We start from the raw sequence: 18,757 nt of genomic DNA, 5'->3' as shown, positions 1-18,757 counted from the left end.
CGGATTGCATAGCTAGCTCAATAGCCTGCACAAATCATCTTATCGTATCAGGTAAAATACTAGTCAAGGATTTGAAATCATTGAGTTTGCTATCCAGCAAATGCGTTGGAGACACATTCTTGAGGCTATTAAAAATAATAGAAGACCGGTCAGGATACTTTTCTTCCCAGGTTCTTAGCATCTGCTTAGTCAATTGCCGTTGCATATTGGGCTGCGACCCACATAGGTTACAAGGAATAATAGGAAACTGTCGATGATCAGCATAGGTAGCTATATCCTGTTCCTTGCAAAAAGCCAAAGGCCTCAACACAACCAGTTCTTCATCATCAGTGACATATTTAGGAGGCATCGCTTCTAGCTTGCCACTGAAAAACATATTCATTAAAAATGTCTCTATAATATCATCTCTGTGATGACCAAGAGCCAATTTATTGGCGCCAAGTTTCTTAGCCCATTCATACAATGTACCTCTTCGAAGTCTGGAGCAAAGACTACAAGTAGTCTTACCCTCAGGAGTTTTTTCCTTGACGATACTGTAAGTATCCTTTTCTATGATATGGTACTCTACCTCTAGAGTAGACAAGTACTCTGGCAAAATATGTTCAGGAAATCCGGGTTGTTTTTGGTCGAGATTCACAGCGATGACTTGAAAATCAATATCAGACTGGTCTCTGAAATGCAGCAGCATATCCAGCATAGTATAGCTATCCTTGCCACCAGATAGACATGCCATGATCTTGTCACCATGCCCAATCATGCCATATTCCTCCATAGCATTCCACGTTTCCCTTCTCAGCTTTTTAGTTAAGCTCTTGATCTTCCCGTCCATAGCACAAAATTAAATGGATTAGATGAGACAAGTTAAGTTCCTTGATTTAAGTAAGAGGTTATTTTAGCACAACCCAAAGTGCTGGGAATTAAACTCAATGAGTTATTGCCCTGCGGTTAAATGACGTACAGCCAAAGTGTTTTATCTCAGTCCAGCTTTAACTTCCAAATATCTTTTGCAGCCAAGCAAATAATTCCATGCTCCATGCTAAGGCTATATGTAAGACAACTCCACCCCATATACGCTTGGAGTAATAGGCAAAAACGCCAATAATGTAGCCACCAAAAGCTGATGATATACACTCAGTCATAGGCTTGCCAAAATGCAAAAACACATACGACCCGACCATAGCCATTACCGCATGACCACCTAAGACCCTCATAAACCCAATCACTAGAAATCCTCGAAAGAAAAACTCGACATTGAGAAAATTAGCTCCATATAGCAATTCATAGAATGCAATAGTCATCCACTTAGGAAGGTTGTGAGCATTAGCAAAACCTATCGCACCAGATTTATTGAATCGAGGATAGTAGCTAGTAAGATCCCCAATAAATGACCCTAGCCCGACACCGATAAATACAACACCCACTAATATGAAGTATGGAGTAAAGTCCGTATCCTTTACTTTCAGACCATACCACGCATTGTCCTCATCACGCTTCTTTTCATACATATTGTAGAATATTAATATAGGAATCAATGTGGTCAGGTAAGGCCTCAAATACCACAGAATCTTTCTGCCATATAGCCTATCTGCGTGTGGTAGATCGTCTATCAAATAGTAGTGTAGAAAGAAGGATCGTTGGAATCCAATGAGAACAAATGCTAATAAAAATAGTATCCAAAACTCCTTTGATTTAACCCAAGTACGATTGATGTTAAAAACATACATGAAGCCACAGATCACCAGAAAAGGCAGCATAGTAGTAATAGACATCAGAGGTAGCTTAGTCCACTGTCTATAAAATGAATCGATGTATCCGTTTTCAAAGTTGTACTTGTAATTGAAATAGATACTAACAGCCAAGAAAATGGCAGTTGTCAGATAGAAACCCAAATGATAATGAGCCTTCCAATACTTCTGTAGATAAGCAAAGATTTGCTTCATCGCTAGCCAAGGTTATAAGGAGATCATCAGACAAACTCTTTTAAGTATGGATATTACAAGTTGACTCTATCCCCTAAGATTATACAATGAATGTCGCTGCAATTTATGACAATCCGCCATGCTATTCGAATGATCAACCAAGATTAAAGGATGGTTACTTTTTGCCCTTTGCCGAATTCTTTAAATTGTACAGTAATTGATTATTTTAATGTATGATCGGAAGTCATAGACACATTGTTTTCATGGGGATTCTTGCACTGCTGGGTAGTTTTCAACTTTCGGCAGCGACGGTCAACCCAGAAAAAGCACTATCCGACAAGTCCAATCTCAACGCTTACATTGAAATCCTGACAGATTCATCTTATTCTATTCATATAAAAGATGCCTTATCTGCTCCCGAAATTCACTGGGAAGCATATGATGGGCAAAAACTAAAGCCAGACCACATCTACTGGGCCAAGTTGACCTTTGAAAACAACCTGCCTCGAGTAATGTCCTACTTCCTCTATGTAGGTAAAAATGACTATATCGACGCCTTCTATGTAAGTAACAATGAAGTAATCCATCATTCTAAAAGTGGTTATCTATATACCTCCTCAGAAAAAGAGATCGAAGTTGGTAGCTATTATATACCCATGATGCTCAGTGCTAAGTCAAAGATCGATGTCTACATCAGAATAGAAGAAGGTATTCATAATTCTCCAGAATTTAAGTTACAGTTATACTCTGGAAACAACTGGGCCAATCATATGTTTGGGCACTATGCCGTAGATATCACATTTCAGATATTCCTATGGTTGATGATATTCTACTCTATATTCCAATACGGAGCCTCCAATATTCGTGAGTACTTATTCTATAGTATTTACCTATTTACCGTATCGCTGATCTTTCTCTACTTCACCGGAATGCTACGGGAGTTCATCCTAAAATCTATCCCCCAGCTGACCATCTACTTTATACCTATGCCCTTGGTGACATTTAGTGGCTATTGGTTATTAGTCATCAGTCTTCTGGACCTAAAGAAAAAACTACCCACAATTGAAAGAAATATTAGGAACATACTCATAGTGAACAGTATAGTCATAGTACTGTGTGTGGTTTCGCTATTTTTTATTCAAAATTTCGAGTCCACTACTATCGTAATTCAGATCATTACTGCGGGTAATTTCGCTTATGTACTGTGGTTCTTATATCAAATATCCCAAGCCAAGCATGCTATGGCTAAGTACTATATAGGTGGGACTACATTAGTAGTATTGTTAGGGATATTTGAACTCCTCACTTGGGACCCAGAAAACTCCACAGCTGAAATAATGCAACTTGGCTTTGTAGTAGAAATTATCATCTTTTCAATTGGGCTGAATAAAAAGAAGAAGATTATCGAGGGGGAAAAGAAGAAAGCTCTCGATAGGCAAATCAATCAATTGAAGTTAAATGAGAGTCTAGCTCAATGGCAAAAAGAAGAGCTGGAGAAGATCATTGACAATCGAACACAAAAAATCAAAAGCAAAAACAAAGATCTCAAACGAGCAATCGCCAAGGCTAATGAAGCCGCAAGAGTCAAGTCGGATTTCTTATCAGTAATGAGTCACGAGATCCGCACCCCAATGAATGCAGTAATAGGTATAGTGCATCTTTTACTGAGCGAAAACCCCAAGAAATCTCAGATGGACAACCTCAAGACTCTGAAGTTTTCAGCTGAAAATCTTTTAGTATTAATCAATGACATACTTGACTATAGCAAAGTAGAATCAGGTAACATTAAGCTTGAGCATATACCTTTCGACCTTCGAGAATTGACCAAAAGCATTGGGAGTACATATGAAACTCATGCTGCCGAAAATGGGATCCAATTCAACATATTGATTGACCAAAATATTCCTTCTACCCTAAAGAGCGACCCCGCCAGACTGACTCAAATTCTAAATAACCTAATCAGTAACGCGATCAAGTTCACTCCAAAAGGAGAAGTCAAGCTTTTGATCAATATGATTAAAAAGACAGGAAGCAAAGTCAAGGTTGAGTTTTTAGTTCAGGATACGGGAATAGGAATATCAAAAGAGAAGCAAGAGTTAATCTTTGAAAGCTTCACTCAAGCTCATGCCAATACCACTAGAAAGTATGGAGGGACAGGACTAGGGTTAGCGATCACTAAGAAACTCATAGCTCTATTTGATAGTTATATAGTGGTAGAAAGCAAACCAGGAGAAGGTTCCAAGTTTAGTTTTACCATGTTACTAGAAGAAGCTACGGGAGGTATATACAGTATGGAGGAAGATCAGTCTGAAAAAATATTAAGTATCAAGAATAGAAATGTTCTTATCGTCGATGACAACACTATCAATTTGATGATGGCCAAAAAATTTGTCAATAAATGGGGAATGAATTGTGAAACTGTGGAGTCAGGAAAGCTAGCTCTCAATGCCATTTTCAATGACAACTATGATCTGATTCTTATGGACTTACAGATGCCCGAAATGGATGGCTATGAAGTCACCGAGACTATTCGATCATTAGATAGCCCTGACATCAATAACATTCCAATTATTGCCGTATCAGCAGATACTTTTGATAATGTTCAAGATAAAATATTAGAAGCAGGCATGAATGACTTTCTGTCCAAACCCTTCAATCCAAACGAACTGCTGAATCTTGTTCATAAGTATTGCGCTTCTCCGATTACGAGAAGTTAGTTAATCTACTCAGTTTCAATTTCTATCAGTTTTTAGACATCACTAGTTACTGTAGGTATTAGTCTTATTGTTTACTTTGCACATTATTCCGTAGTTTAAAAAGTATGCAGTGAAGTATCATATTGAGAATGAATTATTCTCGGTGGCGGTACAGGAAAAAGGCGCTGAGCTTTGTAGCATCAAGTCGAAATCCACCAACATCGAATATATCTGGCAGGCAAATCCCGATATCTGGGGAAGTTCTGCCCCCGTATTATTTCCTATCATAGGAAACCTAAAAGAAGGAAAAACTAAAATCGATAAAGAGTCTTATAAAATTCCCAGACACGGTCTGGTAAGAAATAATTCAAAAGTTAAACTGATTAATAAAACTAAAACAAGACTTTCTTTCTTACTGTCGAGTGATGAGGAATCAATCGAGTTATATCCCTACAAGTTTGACTTCAAAATAAGCTTCTTTCTCTTTGAGAATAAACTTCAGATCTTTCATGAGATAGTTAATCTCAATAGAGAACCAATGCTTTTTTCAGTAGGAGCACATCCAGCTTTCAACATACCTTGGAAAAAAGGTGAAAACTATGATGACTATTATTTAGAATTCGAATACGAGGAAGAAGCAACAGTCTTTGATCTAAAACCATCAGGACTGCTCGGAGAGAAAGAAAAACCATTAATAAAAAAAGCGAAACAGCTACCCCTAGCTCATGAGCTATTTGAGGATGATGCTAAGATCTTCACAGAGCTAAAATCTACAGATGTAAAAATCAAATCCAAGACCAATAAAGCAAGTATCTCTATCAATTATGATGATTTTCCATTTCTAGCAGTATGGGCTAAACCTAATGGAGATTTTGTGTGTATTGAACCTTGGAATGGGCTTCCTGATTTCGAAAGTGCAGATGGGCACTTCAAAAACAAAGCTGGAAATATAAAATTGACTCCAGGTAATACGCATTATGCATCTTACACTATTCAAGTCAATGAGTAATTATCTTACACTATGATAACAATGAAACCAACCAACTTATGAAAAAGAATATTATCATAGCAGTATTACTCTTCGGTAATTTGTTCTTCGGCTTTTATGCCTATATCAAGGCTAAAGAAGCTGCTGTAAATAATTTAGAAACTCAAATATTTAAATTAAAAGCAGAGAATGATGCAAAAATGGCAGAAGAGCATAGAAATGCTGCAGAAGAAGCTGAAATGAAAGCAGTTGAATTGGCAGCGAAAGCTATTAAATCTCAAAGAGAGGCCGAGGAGGCTTTGAAAACTGTAAATAATATTAACAATGTATAAGAACATAGCTATTGGAATACTGATCGCTGGGAACGCATACTTTGCATTCAAATCAATCTCACTTGCTAAGGAGACAGAAATCTTAAAAGCACAGTCGGAAGGAATCTATATGAATTCCATTAAGCATAAGAAGTTGGCAGAGAAGGCTAAATTACTGGCTGAAGAAGCTGCTGCCGAGGCAAGGTTAGCTAAAATGGAAGCTGAAAAAAAAGCTCAACTTCTAATAGAGTGTCAAGGAAAATAAGCTTTGCCCATAGTCTAGTTATTCGATCTAGCACTTAAAGATTGTTTGCATGAGAGATTAACCTTAGCAAACAGAATTCGTTGTAAGCCTTTAATAAACCTATTTCAACCCCCACCATGAATAACAGGATAATCATATTGATTCTATCTGGCTTTTGTTTACTATTTAGTGGTCTAGCTTTTTATTATGCCAACCAAATCGTAAAACTTAAAAGATCCACTGATTCTTACCGTCAAGCTACCGAAGAGGCCGAAAAACGTTTCGTTCAAATGAAGGCAGAAGAAAGTCGAAGCCAACAAATTGCCCGTATGGAAGCCAATGAGTGTGAAAGACAAATAATAGAACTCAGCAAAGCGCTTAGAGAATGTAAAGGACAATAGATAGATGTTATTTCAGCGCAGCACGAGCTCCCAGCTTTACTACTTCTAAATCCTTGATTTTACCCGCATCAAGAGAGAACCTGATCAAAGTTCTTTCTTTATGAAAACCATGTTTTCCCGCTGCGCCAGGATTTATGTAAAGAACACCTGGCACTTTAGGGTCAGGTAATACAGCTAGAATATGCGAATGTCCACAGATGAATAAGTCAGGACGCCATCGTTCGATTAGCGGCTTCACACGAGGATTGTAGCGAGGAGGTTTTCCACCGATGTGTGTCATCCAAACTTTGACTCCTTCACAGTCAAACTTCTGATCTTCAGGGAAAATTTCTCTTACTTTATGACCATCTATATTGCCGTACACCCCCAATATTGGTTTAAAAGCTCCTAATTCTTCGATCAGAGATTCATTACCCACATCTCCAGCATGCCAAATTTGATCAACGTCCTTGAAGTAATCAAAAACCTTAGGATCGAGATATCCATGAGTATCCGAAATGAGACCTATTCTTGTCATATTTTGAAATCAAATTGCGCAAAAAAAGCACACTATTACGATTGAGATTTATATCTCACTATCAACCTGCCTTTCGCTTCTAAAGGCCAAATTAACTCTAACGATATTTATTATCTGATTTTTTTAAATCAACAACTACCTCAAAAGGGCATTATTAACATAGATTTGCTCCTATGCAGTTCATGTACCCCTCTTTTCTTTGGGCACTTTTATTAATGACTATTCCAGTCATTATTCACCTGTTCAATTTCAGGAAACCTAAGTTGGTAATTTTCTCCAATGTTCGTTTTCTAAAGTCAGTCCAGAAAAAAAATGCATCCAATCAGCGGTTGAAGCACCTTCTTATCATGGCAGCTAGAATGCTATTTATAGCTTTTGCAGTTTTGACTTTTGCTCAACCATTCATTCCGAGTAATGAAGAAGGCATTAGTGGCACACACGTAGATATCTATCTAGACAATTCCCCCAGCATGTCCAATAAGGTTGGAGATAAAACAGGTATCACTCAAAGTGTGCTCTTAGTTAGTCAGCTACTAGAACTCTACCCAGATGCAGCCAAATTCAGACTTATAACGAATGAATTTGCACCAAAATCAAATCATTATCGCTCCAAAGAACAAATCACTGAACTGATGTATGATTTGTCAGAGACAAATCAGGATAGGAGTTTTGAGCAAATAATGAAAAAAATCAAGGACTCAGAAATTGATCAAAAAGATGTGTTCATTGTCTCTGATTACCAATTGAGTACGAAGAGGAATCTTGAAATTACGGATAGTTTAAGCAAATACTATCTATTACCAGTTCGGTTTGATCAATATAATAATGTAAGCGTTGATAGTGTCTATTTGCGTTCTCCTTTCGTCATCCCAGGACAGCGAAATCAAGTCATCGCTTCATTGACTAACCACGGAAGTAATTCTATCATAGATTTACATATCAAGCTTTTTATAAATCAAAATATCTCCTCGGGAGCTTCAATTGACATAGACGCAGGAGAAACGGTTACTATCGAATTTGAACTCGACAAAAAACTTGAACCTACCAATGTATGTCAATTAAGCATCGAAGACTATCCGATCACTTTTGATAATCAATACCATTTTATCATCAATACACTTAATGGGATTAATATTTCAGAGGTAAAAGATGGATCAGAGTCAAGTAGGTTTGAAAAAGTCTTCTCATCCAATGAACTTTTTAACTATTCTGGATTTTCGTCGAATAAAGTCAACTATGAGTCCATTAAAAATAGTGATCTAGTAATACTTAACGAACTTCAAAATATTGACAAAGGACTATCCGGCGTAGTAGCGTCTATGTATGCCGAAGGTAAAACAATAGTCTTCATCCCTAATGAAAAGTCTACTTCGTTAGAATACCTAGTGCCCTTGGGAATAGGATACGACCAACTAGATGAACCGCAAGAGGGAACGGTAAAAACACCAGACATTGATCATCCATTCTTTGTTAATATTTTCGAAAAAGTAGATAAACGAAATAAGATGCCTTCTTGTAAAATTCTACTGTCCTATTTCAATTCTACGGATGTAATTTTAAGTAGTCAGTTAGGTACTCCGTTTTTGAGTCTATTTGAGAATAAAGGAAGTTTATATGCATTTAGTGCACCTATATCAAATAGTCATTCTACACTTACAGAGAACGCACTTTTTGTACCCTTGATGCACCGAATTGCGGAGCGAAGTAGTTTAGTAAACCAATCTTTGGCTTACTCAACGGATCAAGACATTATCAGCATGACATTAGACTCAATTAACAAAAAAGAACTCTACAAGCTAGTCAACCATAATGCTCAATTAGTTCCTAGTCAGAGAACAGCTAGTAATAGACTAATCTTGGAAGTTCCTACAGATTTGATCAAAACGGGAATATATGAGTTGAAAAATCAACAAAAGTCAGTCTCTAAACTGGCATTTAATCATCCCAAGGTAGAGTCTGACTTAATACCCTATACCGAAGACCAGCTAAAGGCATTGGCAGGATCACAAAACAATATCGAATTATTCGAATTCAGTGATGAAAGCGAATTTGGTCGTGATCTTAAAGAAAAGTACCTCCATCAGGATTTATGGAAATATGCATTAATTTTGTGCTTGGTATTTTTAACCGTTGAGACATTATTAATCAGATTTCTGTAAATGAGTATCCTCTTAAGAGAAGTAAAGATTCTCGACCCAAGCTCACCGCATCATAACAAAACCCTCAATGTATTTGTCAAGGACGGAGTTATCGCTAAGATCGATAAGGAAGAGCATAAAGCAGATCGAGTTCTAGATTGCAAAGGACAGTATCTATCTCAAGGTTGGTTCGATATGCAAGCCAATTTTAATGATCCAGGATTAGAACATAAAGAAGATATTGATTCAGGTTGTCAATTGGCAGCGGCCTCTGGATTCACAGGCGTAGCTACTTTACCGAATACCACTCCAGTAATTCAGACTAAGAGTCATATTGAATATATCAAGTCAAGAAGTGCGTATCATACTACGGATTTATTTCCAATAGCAGCAGTCACTATTGATACCAAAGGAGAGGACTTTACTGAAATGCTAGATTTGCACGAAGCAGGTGCAGTAGCATTTTCAGATGGTGAAAAACCAATTTGGCATACTGATATTCTTCTGAAATCTCTGATATATCTTCAGAAGGTAGACGGTTTATTGATAAATCTTCCAGAAGACCGAATGTTGACAAGGTTTTGTACGATGCATGAGGGTATTGTCAGTACCAACCTAGGTCTTAGAGGAATGCCTGCTCTTGCTGAGCATATTAGTATCAAAAGAGATCTTGACCTACTAAAATACGCAGGTGGTAAAATTCACTTCTCTAATATCTCTTCCAAAGAAAGTATCAAGCTTATTAAGAAAGCTAAGAATGCAGGGTTGAATGTAACGTGTGATGTAAGTATTCACCATTTATTGCATACTGATGAAGATGTAGTGACATATGATCCTAACTATAAAATCAATCCTCCTCTTAGAACAGAAAAAGATAGAAAAGCATTGATCAAAGGACTGGAAGAAGGGGTAATAGATTTAATTGTATCGGCGCATACACCACATGATGAAGAGTGTAAAAAATTAGAATTTGACAAGGCAGATTTTGGTATTATGGGACTCCAGACTATCCTTCCAGGATTATTATCTCTTGGATCAAAGCTAGATCTAAACATCTGGATTGAGAAGATAACCACAGCTCCTAGATCTATTCTAAAGATAGAATCAGCGACAATCGAAGAAGGTAATTCTGTTAATCTTACACTCTTTGATCCCAAAAAGAAGTGGAAACTTGATGACAGTACCAATCTGTCTAAATCTAGAAATTCTACTTTCTGGGGAAAGGAACTAACGGGAAAGGTTACTGCAGTATTCAATGGTACTAAGTCTCAGATATTCTAAAAATGAATTCACTGTTTAATACTTCCATCAAATTTGGACTGATAGGATCTGGTATATATATGTTTATTTTCATGATATACTATTTCAGTGGAGCTAATCCGCTTGTGGAGATGTATATCATAAACATATTTATCCTTCCGATATTCTTATATTTTGGAATAAGAGAGTTTCGAGATTATCGAAATGGTAGCCTGCTTTCTTTCGGACAAGGAATGTCATTAGGAGTTATATTATATGTTTTAATAGCAACCCTTACATCAGCATTTACTTTTGTTTTTTTGGAATTCATAGATTCAAGTCTTGTAGAAAATTTCATTCAAGTAAGAATAGATGATCTTGTATCGAATAAGGATAAGACTGTTGAAGAGTTAGGGCAAGAAATGTTTAACGAACAAGTAATGAAAATCGAAAACAATGACGCTAAGGATCTAGTATTGGATAGCTTCCTAAAACGGGTATTGTTAGGCTTTTTTCTAACTACAGTAATCTCTCTTGTAATGAAGAAAACAGAGAGATAATCATAGATTCTTCTTATTTTCGGCCACTCTCAAAAAAGTAATGAACAACGAACTAAATATAACAGGACTAAAACACGGAGCCTTAGCAGGTGGAATCGGAGCGATAATATCCTTCATACTCATTATGATCGGTAGAGAGCTATATATGGGAGTATCAGGATTCGTTGGTGTTATTGTTGCCTTTTCCGTTTTGATTCGACTCGGGCGTCATGAAAGAAATTTGCATTATGAAGGTTATCTGTCTTATTTCGGCGCTTTCGTTTATGCCTCTATATTATTCTTCATATCTGGGTACATCGCTGAGGTAGCCCATATTTCTATCTGTAACTATATCGATCCTAAGATTAAAGAAATTATGCTGACTGAAGGGCTTAAAAGCTCAGAACAAGCATTTAGAATGTTAAATTTGGAGGAAAAGGAAATTGACAAAAGTTTAGATGAACTGGAGACAAGTCTTAAGATGAGTTTTTCTTATTATTCTCTTATCTCAAACAGCTATATATTGCTAATTAGAGCAATATTCTTAGGAGCTATAGGAGCGTTCTTTATTAAAAAATCAAGACCTGATTTCGAAGAATAAAATGGCCAACGAACTAGATATATCCATTGTAGTACCATTATTTAATGAAGATGAGTCATTGGGGGAGTTGCATGCTTGGATTAAGAAAGTATGTGATGAAAACCAATACAAATATGAAGTTCTATTTATTGATGATGGTAGCTCGGATAATTCTTGGCAAGTAATTTCAAGTCTAGCAAAGGATCATTCAGAAGTCGTGGGTATTCAGTTCAATAGAAACTACGGAAAGTCTGCTGCTCTCAATGTAGGATTTAAAAATGCTACAGGGAATGTTGTCATTACAATGGATGCGGATTTGCAGGATAGTCCAGATGAGATTCCAGGGTTGTACAACAAAATAATTAATGAAAATTATGATTTAGTCTCAGGTTGGAAGAAAAAGCGTTTTGATCCGATCATGAAGACTATACCTTCTAAGTTTTTTAATCTAGTCGCTAGAAAGTTCTCAGGTATTTACTTAAATGACTTCAACTGTGGTCTAAAGGCCTATAAGAATGAAGTGATTAAAGCTATTGATGTCTATGGTGAGATGCATAGGTATATTCCGTTTTTAGCTAAAGGAAAAGGATATGATAAGATAGGAGAACAAATAGTACAGCATCAAGCTCGAAAGTATGGTACTACAAAGTTTGGTCTAGAGCGATTTATCTTCGGATTCTTAGATCTATTATCCATATCATTCGTCTCTAAATTTAGAAAGAGACCAATGCACTTCTTTGGTTCTCTGGGAACTATTTCTTTTTTATTCGGGACAGTAATAACATTTTTCTTGATCGGTAAAAAAATCTATGAGTTACAAACAATGCAAATGGCCAGAGATATTGTTGATCAGCCGTTGTTCTTTCTTGCGTTGGTAGCTATAATCATAGGTATGCAACTCTTTTTGGCTGGGTTTATTGGAGAGATGATGATCCAAAGTTCTCCGCAAAAAGAAAACGAATACTTGATCAAATCGAAAATAAATGACAATGCCTAACTACTTGTCAGTTGGTTCAATTAGTGCTTTTCAAGATATGTTTTAGTCTATAGTTACAATTGATAAAGGAGTAAATAGCTTAATCATATCAGCTTAGAAAAACTGGTAATATATAGTTCACAAACTCAAATCGTCAATCATAAAATTGTTTTCTACTTTGAAGACTAATGCCCTAGATTGTTAACTTTTATAAAGTTTTCATTGCAGAAAAACACATGATCAAACTCAAAACCATCATCATAGATGATGAAGAAAGAGCTAGAAATGTTCTTTTTAATTTACTGAAAAGGTACCCTAGCATAGAGATTGTAGCGAATTGTGATAATCTAATCGAGGGTGTACAGGAGATAAAAGAATGTAATCCAGACATTGTTTTTTTGGATATTCAAATGCCTAATTATGCAGGGTATGAAATAGCTAGTTTTATTGATGAAATTGACTTTGATATCATATTTGTTACGGCATTTGATCAGTATGCAATCAAGGCATTTGAACTAAACGCTACAGATTATTTAGTCAAACCTGTAGATAGAAAAATGCTTAATAAAGCAATTGAAAAAGTAGAAGAAAGGCTTTCCATAGAAAAGGATTTGTCTAGATATAAAATGTTATTGAATTCTATTCAAGAAAAGAAATTCAAGCAGTTAGTTGTTCCTCAACTCGGCAATCGGAAAGTTGTCAATATTGAGGATATTTTAGCTGTAGAGGCAGATGGGGCATACAGTAAAATTCACATGAGTGCTAAAGAAAGTATTACTACTAGTAAAAATCTGAAGTACTTTGAAGGGATACTATCACTTAACGAGCAATTTATTCGAATACATAGAGCGTGGATAATCAATAGAGATCACCTTACTAACATCAACCGTTCTAAACAAACTGCTATATTGGGGAATGGCTTACTTGAAACTAAAATTTCAAGATCCAAATTGAAGGATTTAGATATCCAGTCTCTTTAAAGCAAAATGCTTAGTAGAATTCTCAATATTGGTATTTCAGAAGAGTATTCTTTACTCGAAAACAAGAGGTGCAGACTTTTAAACTTTATGTCAATATTTACAATATTGACCTCTATTTTCGTGGCTCTTGTTGAACTTTTATTTGTTTCTTCATACCTGACACCACAGCGCCTGAGTGTGTCTATTGTTGCTATATTCTGTTCGTTTATAACTATTTATCTACAATTCAAGTCCAAGTTAACTGCTGCAAGGTATTTCTTCTTTTCACTTATTCTAGGAGCGATTTTTATTAACGCTAATTTCACATTTAAGGGACATGCTGGAGAATATGAATACATCGCTTTACCTGTACTTGCAATCCTTCTGTTTGACAAAAGTGTCACTCACTACATTACTTTCTTAGTCTCCGTAGCACTGTTTTATGTTCCGAACTATTTCTTAGATATATATCAAAGCTCTGATTTTGGACACATTAATACATTATTCGTTTTTCTAGCTGTTTTTTTATTCACTTTAATATTTAAAAATCTAAATCAAAAGAATGAAGCTCTATTGAGGACAGTTAATAAGAGGCTTGAAGAATCAAAAAAAAACGAATTGGCCTTTCTACAACTCAAATCACTAAGGTCGCAAATGAACTCACACTTTATTTTTAATTCGCTCAATTCGATACAAGATCTAGTGCTAAAACAGGATATTGATGCTTCCTATGATTACATAACATTATTTGCGCAGCTAGTTCGAGATGTATTGAATTACTCAAATAAGGATTTCATTCGAATGGATGAGGAATTGGATTTTTTAGATATATATCTCAGATTAGAAAAGTTACGGTTTGGGAATGACTTTACTTATGAAATCTATCACGAGAACGTAGAAGGGCTTCAACTTCCGTCCCTCATTATTCAGCCATTTATTGAAAACTCTTTGGTTCACGGACTATTTCATAAATCGGGTAGTAAGCATCTAAGTATTCATTTTGAGTATACAGGTATATTAACCTGTACCATTATTGATAATGGTGTTGGACGTGAGAAAGTAAAAGAGATCCAACAAAGACAAGGAAGAAATCATCAGAAATCATACGCATTAGAAGCCATAGAACAAAGGCTGAGTATTTTGAAAACACAGAGTGATGCTGAAATTGGATATGATATTTCTGATTTATACAAAAGTCAAACACCAATTGGGACTAAGGTCGTAGTTAAACTTCCTTCAATCCATGAGTTTTAAGTAAAAGACAACAGTCAATTAAGTTTACTTACCAAATTCCGTTGGTAGTGTCTAAAAAAAAAACTATTCAGTTTTCCTGACTTATATCATCACGACAAAAATATTTCCTTTCACAAACTCAATTTGCCATTCACAAAACCATTTGAACTGTCGTAGTAGAGTTTTTCTAATCTTGTATAATAACAACAATTTCAAGGAATAATGAAAAAACTTAAATTATCAGGATTAGTATTATTGATTCTATCAGTAATAATTTTTTCGTGTGCAGACAACGAGGACACAGAACCCGAAGAAAACCTCAAACAAGTACAAAATAGTGTGCCTACTATCAAGGCTCAGTCTTTCAACGTTTCGGAAGCAGCAACAGACACAGATATACTAGCAACAGTTGTTGCCTCTGATGTAGACAGTCTTGATGTGCTTTCATTTGGTATCAAAACCAATGATAATGATCTCTTCGAAATAAGTACTGACGGTAAACTTAGTTTAGCAGATGGTAAATCATTGGATGCAGGAGTTTCAGCTTCACATAAAATAACAGTAGAAGTGACCGATGATAAGGATACCGCTTCAGCTATCATTACTCTTCAAGTAATAAGTGTCAGTAAAAATACAGCTCCGAAAGTATCCGACCAGAGTTTTGATATAGCAGAAAACAATTCTATTGATGCTTTGATAGGTCAAATAGTAGCTTCTGATGCAGAAGGAGATGAGCTTACATTTAGCTGGCCTGGAAAGCCTCTACACCATGACTTAGACGTCGCATCAGACGGTAAACTTATAGCTTCGACATCCTTCAATCATGAGATAAAGGATAGCTACTCTATAGACTTAGAAGTAAGTGATGGAACATTGACCAGTATGGCAACGATTACAGTAAATATAACAGATGTAAATGAGGCGCCAACTTTCGATGGTGTTTTTACTTTTTTTATAGATGAAGATGTTGCTTCTGGAACTACAGTAGGTCAGGTCACAGCTACAGACCCAGAGGGTACGAGTCTTACATATAAGTTTTTACCTTCAGGTGCAGGAGTCATTCTATTTCAAGTTTCATCAGACGGAACTATTAAAGTTCATCAATCAAAAACACTAGACTATGAGACTGATAAAACACATTCTGTAAGAGTAGAAGTGACCGATGGCGAGTTTAAAGAATTTATAGATGTAACTATTAATGTAAATGATATCTTCGAGCCATCAGGAATTACAGTAAGCGCTTTTATAGGAGGAGGTTTTGGTACTCCATTAAACGGCCCTCGAGCAATGGTAAAAGATGCAGCAGGAGTAGTTTATATTTCAGATTGGTCAGATCACGTGATTAGAAAGATGGATACGGATGGCAATATTTCTGTTTTTGCAGGGATGGTTGGCCAACCAGGTAATTCAGGCGGAACTGGAACAAGTGCTAGATTTAGAAGCCCTAATGGAATGACTATCGACGCGGCTGGTAATTTATATGTATGTGATCAGGGTAATCATGCAATACGAAAAATTACACCCACAGGGGAGGTTAGCGTTTATGCTGGATCATTGACTGGCACTTCAGGGTATGTAGAAGGTGCACTGACAGTAGCTAGATTTAATCAACCTACAGATATAGTAATGGATGGTTCTGGTAATTTCTATGTTACAGATCAAGGTAATCATTCCATTCGTGCAATTACTTCTGCAGGAAGAGTAGCAACTATAGGAGGTTCAGGAGATGGAATGCCTGGTTCGGCAGATGGAGATTTTTCTTCTTCATTTAATAAGCCGACAGCTGTAGCAATAGATGGTTCGGGTAATTTGTTTATCGCTGATTTAGGAAATAATCGAATTCGAAAAATAGATGCTTCAGGGTTAACTTCTACTTTGGCAGGGTCTACCAGAGGGTTAGAAAATGGTGTAGGTTCGAATGCTAAATTTAACTCGCCATCAGGAATCGCAGTAGATCATGCAGGGAACATATTTGTAGCAGAACATGGAAATAGTCTCATTCGAAAAGTGACACAGACCGGAGAAGTAAGTATTTATGCTGGAGAAGTAAACACTGTCGAGGGAGCTCTTCGATCGAGTCTGGGTTGGGTAAACGGAGATGGTCTTATTGCTAAATTTAAAAACCCTAGGAATCTATACATAGATAATACAGGAGACCTTTTCGTTACAGACACAGGCAACAAGGCTATTAGAAAAGTAACTAATGATAATTTATCAAGTCTATAGGAAACTCATTGATAAAGTTCAAAACCTTTAAAAGTTATTGGAATGTAATATGTAGTTTAAAGGTTTAAGTTAGTTAAAAAATAAAAGAGGCTACCTTTCATTAGGTAGCCTCTTTTAAATAGTTAGAAATAACCTAATTACTTTGGATTTAATTGTCTAACCGTTAGAGTGGACTTAGATAAACTGCCGAGGATATCCCGTGCTTTTTTGGATCGATAACCTCATTTCTTCTTACAATAGAAAATAATTTCGTCAGTTGGTAAGGCGTATCTTTTTTGTTCCTCAGGTGAAAACTCCTCTACGTATTTGCTCTCTTCTACTTCAAAACCCACTGATCTAATTCGGTCAGCATAGTCTTTACCGTACATTCTCACATGATCATCTTGACCAAAAGCTGTCTCTCGTTCTCTAGGGTCTGTGATCGTAGGGTCTTCATAGGTTTCATCCTTCAATGGGTGAAACAGAGGTATTTGTAATATTGCGAAGCCTCCTGGCTTTAAAACTCTGAAAATCTCAGACATTGCCTTATAGTCATCTGTTACATGCTCCATGACATGGTTACAAAAAACTACGTCGAAATTAGCTTCTGGATATGGAATATCATGCACGTCCAATTTGACTTTGGCTAATGGTGATTCGATGTCTGCGGTGATATATCTATCACCATGAACTTTTTCGAACCTATCCATAAAGCATAATTCAGGAGCAATATGTAGAACGTCTAACTTTTGTTCGAAGAAGCTGGTCTTTTGATTTAAGAACAGCCAAAGCAAACGATGTCGTTCTAGAGCAAGGCAATTGGGACAAAGTGCATTGGATCTTGAAACTAATCTTCCATAAGGTAAGAATTCTGAAAATGTACTTTGACAGACTGTACACTCAACTTTATTACCACGATACCATACTTTCAGAACCTGCAGTCCTATATGACTGAATAGCTGTAAATACTTACGAGGTACGAACCTCAAGAAAAAACTTATGATTGACTTCAATTACGCAAATTTTGATCAGCGCAAATATAGAGTTTTAGCCATAAGTCAATGACGTATTAATATTTAGAATCAATGAGTAACCTCCATCGGCTCAAAGGTTTCCTCTACATGGTCGTTGATGGTGTCATACTCAAGATGATATTGAAGATCGATATCATGAATATAATCTGCTTGCTTGAGGTCCTTTAAAAATTTTCTTACATCAGCCACAGCTTTTTCTTCATGTTTTTTTTGAGTACTAGTCGTAGCATACTCTAGAGAGGATAGCATTTCTCGGAATGAAATACTTAAAAGGTTCATTGCTTTAAACTTTTGACCATGCTCAAGTCTATTTTCTGAAATTCTTAAATTGGCATAAGCGATTGAGTTCAAAGCATTAAAGAAAGCATGGTTAAGATCATCCATTATTACGGAGTCATTCTTGATTTCTATTTCGACCAATTTGAGATCTTCAATAGCTTCATCAACAAACTTCATAGCCGTAGAATCTGCATTTTTTTCGATTATCTTCATGCCGAATATGGCTTTTTCGATTTCTTTATACCCTTCTTGAAACCGTTCTTTTTCAATCGCATGATGCGCATTTGTCAAATGTTCAATTGGCGCAACAGCTCTTTCTAAAGTCAGTACATCCTTATGTCCAAGGTAGTAAATATGAAGTGCTCCTAGTGAAATACTAAGCACTGTAACATTGAAGAAAAACTTACTCATCACGAATGATAGATTTTTGATAATTAATGTTGTCTCGGAAAGGATTGTACAAGATAGTCAAATAATGATAAGCATTATAAAAAGCGTA

18 protein-coding genes are annotated in these 18,757 nt (G+C 36.2%); 13 read left to right on the top strand and 5 right to left on the bottom strand.

From position 1 onward, the window contains the following. Positions 1-34 precede the first annotated feature (34 nt). Entirely contained in the window at positions 35-829 is a 795-nt protein-coding gene (ttcA, locus tag DKG80_RS15460) for a tRNA 2-thiocytidine(32) synthetase TtcA (protein ID WP_109832269.1), read from the bottom strand. Between the two features lie 157 nt (positions 830-986). Next, positions 987-1,940 carry a CPBP family intramembrane metalloprotease gene (locus DKG80_RS15455; RefSeq protein ID WP_109832268.1) on the bottom strand — a complete coding sequence of 318 codons (954 nt, stop codon included), beginning with the start codon at positions 1,938-1,940 and terminating at the stop codon, positions 987-989. A gap of 212 nt (positions 1,941-2,152) precedes the next feature. On the opposite strand from DKG80_RS15455, the gene DKG80_RS15450 reads away from it, so the two are divergent. The 5 genes from DKG80_RS15450 to DKG80_RS15430 all read left to right on the top strand — a co-directional run bounded on the left by DKG80_RS15450 (position 2,153) and on the right by DKG80_RS15430 (position 6,559). Further along, positions 2,153-4,636: a hybrid sensor histidine kinase/response regulator gene (locus DKG80_RS15450; RefSeq protein WP_109832267.1), complete on the top strand. Its 2,484-nt coding sequence runs from the start codon at positions 2,153-2,155 to the stop codon at positions 4,634-4,636. A gap of 109 nt (positions 4,637-4,745) precedes the next feature. Beyond that, positions 4,746-5,624, top strand: coding sequence for an aldose 1-epimerase family protein (locus DKG80_RS15445; protein ID WP_109832266.1), 879 nt, complete (start codon positions 4,746-4,748; stop codon positions 5,622-5,624). Between the two features lie 38 nt (positions 5,625-5,662). Further along, positions 5,663-5,935 (top strand): hypothetical protein, encoded by a 273-nt coding sequence (locus tag DKG80_RS15440; protein ID WP_109832265.1) that lies wholly within the window; start codon positions 5,663-5,665, stop codon positions 5,933-5,935. Then, complete coding sequence (locus DKG80_RS15435) at positions 5,928-6,179, top strand: hypothetical protein (protein WP_109832264.1); 252 nt, start codon at positions 5,928-5,930, stop codon at positions 6,177-6,179. Before DKG80_RS15440 ends, DKG80_RS15435 begins: the two co-directional genes overlap by 8 nt. A 116-nt stretch (positions 6,180-6,295) precedes the next feature. Further along, the gene (locus tag DKG80_RS15430) at positions 6,296-6,559 is read left to right on the top strand and encodes a hypothetical protein (RefSeq protein WP_109832263.1); all 264 of its coding nucleotides are present in this window, start codon (positions 6,296-6,298) and stop codon (positions 6,557-6,559) included. 7 nt (positions 6,560-6,566) lie between these two features. On the opposite strand, the gene DKG80_RS15425 is transcribed toward DKG80_RS15430, so the two are convergent. Continuing rightward, positions 6,567-7,076 carry a metallophosphoesterase family protein gene (locus tag DKG80_RS15425; protein WP_109832262.1) on the bottom strand — a complete coding sequence of 170 codons (510 nt, stop codon included), beginning with the start codon at positions 7,074-7,076 and terminating at the stop codon, positions 6,567-6,569. Between the two features lie 173 nt (positions 7,077-7,249). Between DKG80_RS15425 and DKG80_RS15420 the strand changes: the two genes are divergently transcribed. The 8 genes from DKG80_RS15420 (at position 7,250) to DKG80_RS15385 (ending at position 16,966) form a co-directional block, all read left to right on the top strand. Beyond that, positions 7,250-9,235 carry a BatA domain-containing protein gene (locus DKG80_RS15420; protein ID WP_109832261.1) on the top strand — a complete coding sequence of 662 codons (1,986 nt, stop codon included), beginning with the start codon at positions 7,250-7,252 and terminating at the stop codon, positions 9,233-9,235. Continuing rightward, on the top strand, positions 9,236-10,495 hold the full coding sequence (locus DKG80_RS15415) for a dihydroorotase (RefSeq protein WP_109832260.1): 1,260 nt from the start codon (positions 9,236-9,238) through the stop codon (positions 10,493-10,495). 2 nt (positions 10,496-10,497) lie between these two features. Beyond that, a complete protein-coding gene (locus DKG80_RS15410) occupies positions 10,498-11,013 on the top strand; it encodes a DUF4199 domain-containing protein (RefSeq protein ID WP_109832259.1) in 516 nt (171 codons plus the stop codon). Between the two features lie 40 nt (positions 11,014-11,053). Then, positions 11,054-11,593 carry a DUF4199 domain-containing protein gene (locus DKG80_RS15405; protein ID WP_109832258.1) on the top strand — a complete coding sequence of 180 codons (540 nt, stop codon included), beginning with the start codon at positions 11,054-11,056 and terminating at the stop codon, positions 11,591-11,593. Position 11,594: 1 nt separating this feature from the next. After that, positions 11,595-12,569, top strand: a complete 975-nt coding sequence (locus DKG80_RS15400; protein ID WP_109832257.1) for a glycosyltransferase family 2 protein — start codon at positions 11,595-11,597, stop codon at positions 12,567-12,569. 215 nt (positions 12,570-12,784) lie between these two features. Then, positions 12,785-13,528, top strand: a complete 744-nt coding sequence (locus DKG80_RS15395; RefSeq protein WP_109832256.1) for a LytR/AlgR family response regulator transcription factor — start codon at positions 12,785-12,787, stop codon at positions 13,526-13,528. 87 nt (positions 13,529-13,615) lie between these two features. Then, positions 13,616-14,761: a sensor histidine kinase gene (locus tag DKG80_RS15390; protein ID WP_162555916.1), complete on the top strand. Its 1,146-nt coding sequence runs from the start codon at positions 13,616-13,618 to the stop codon at positions 14,759-14,761. Between the two features lie 201 nt (positions 14,762-14,962). Then, complete coding sequence (locus DKG80_RS15385) at positions 14,963-16,966, top strand: NHL domain-containing protein (protein ID WP_109832254.1); 2,004 nt, start codon at positions 14,963-14,965, stop codon at positions 16,964-16,966. Between the two features lie 221 nt (positions 16,967-17,187). Here the strand turns inward: DKG80_RS15385 and DKG80_RS15380 are convergent, their stop codons facing one another. Both DKG80_RS15380 and DKG80_RS15375 read right to left on the bottom strand, forming a co-directional pair. Next, complete coding sequence (locus DKG80_RS15380) at positions 17,188-17,958, bottom strand: class I SAM-dependent methyltransferase (RefSeq protein ID WP_109832253.1); 771 nt, start codon at positions 17,956-17,958, stop codon at positions 17,188-17,190. 69 nt (positions 17,959-18,027) lie between these two features. Next, a complete protein-coding gene (locus DKG80_RS15375) occupies positions 18,028-18,669 on the bottom strand; it encodes a hypothetical protein (protein ID WP_109832252.1) in 642 nt (213 codons plus the stop codon). Positions 18,670-18,757: the final 88 nt, after the last annotated feature.

Source organism: Reichenbachiella versicolor (assembly GCF_003171675.1).
GTDB classification, from domain to species: Bacteria; Bacteroidota; Bacteroidia; order Cytophagales; family Cyclobacteriaceae; genus Reichenbachiella; species Reichenbachiella versicolor.
The sequence above is the reverse complement of the archived record's forward strand: the minus strand, read 5'-3'. Positions and strand labels throughout refer to the sequence as shown.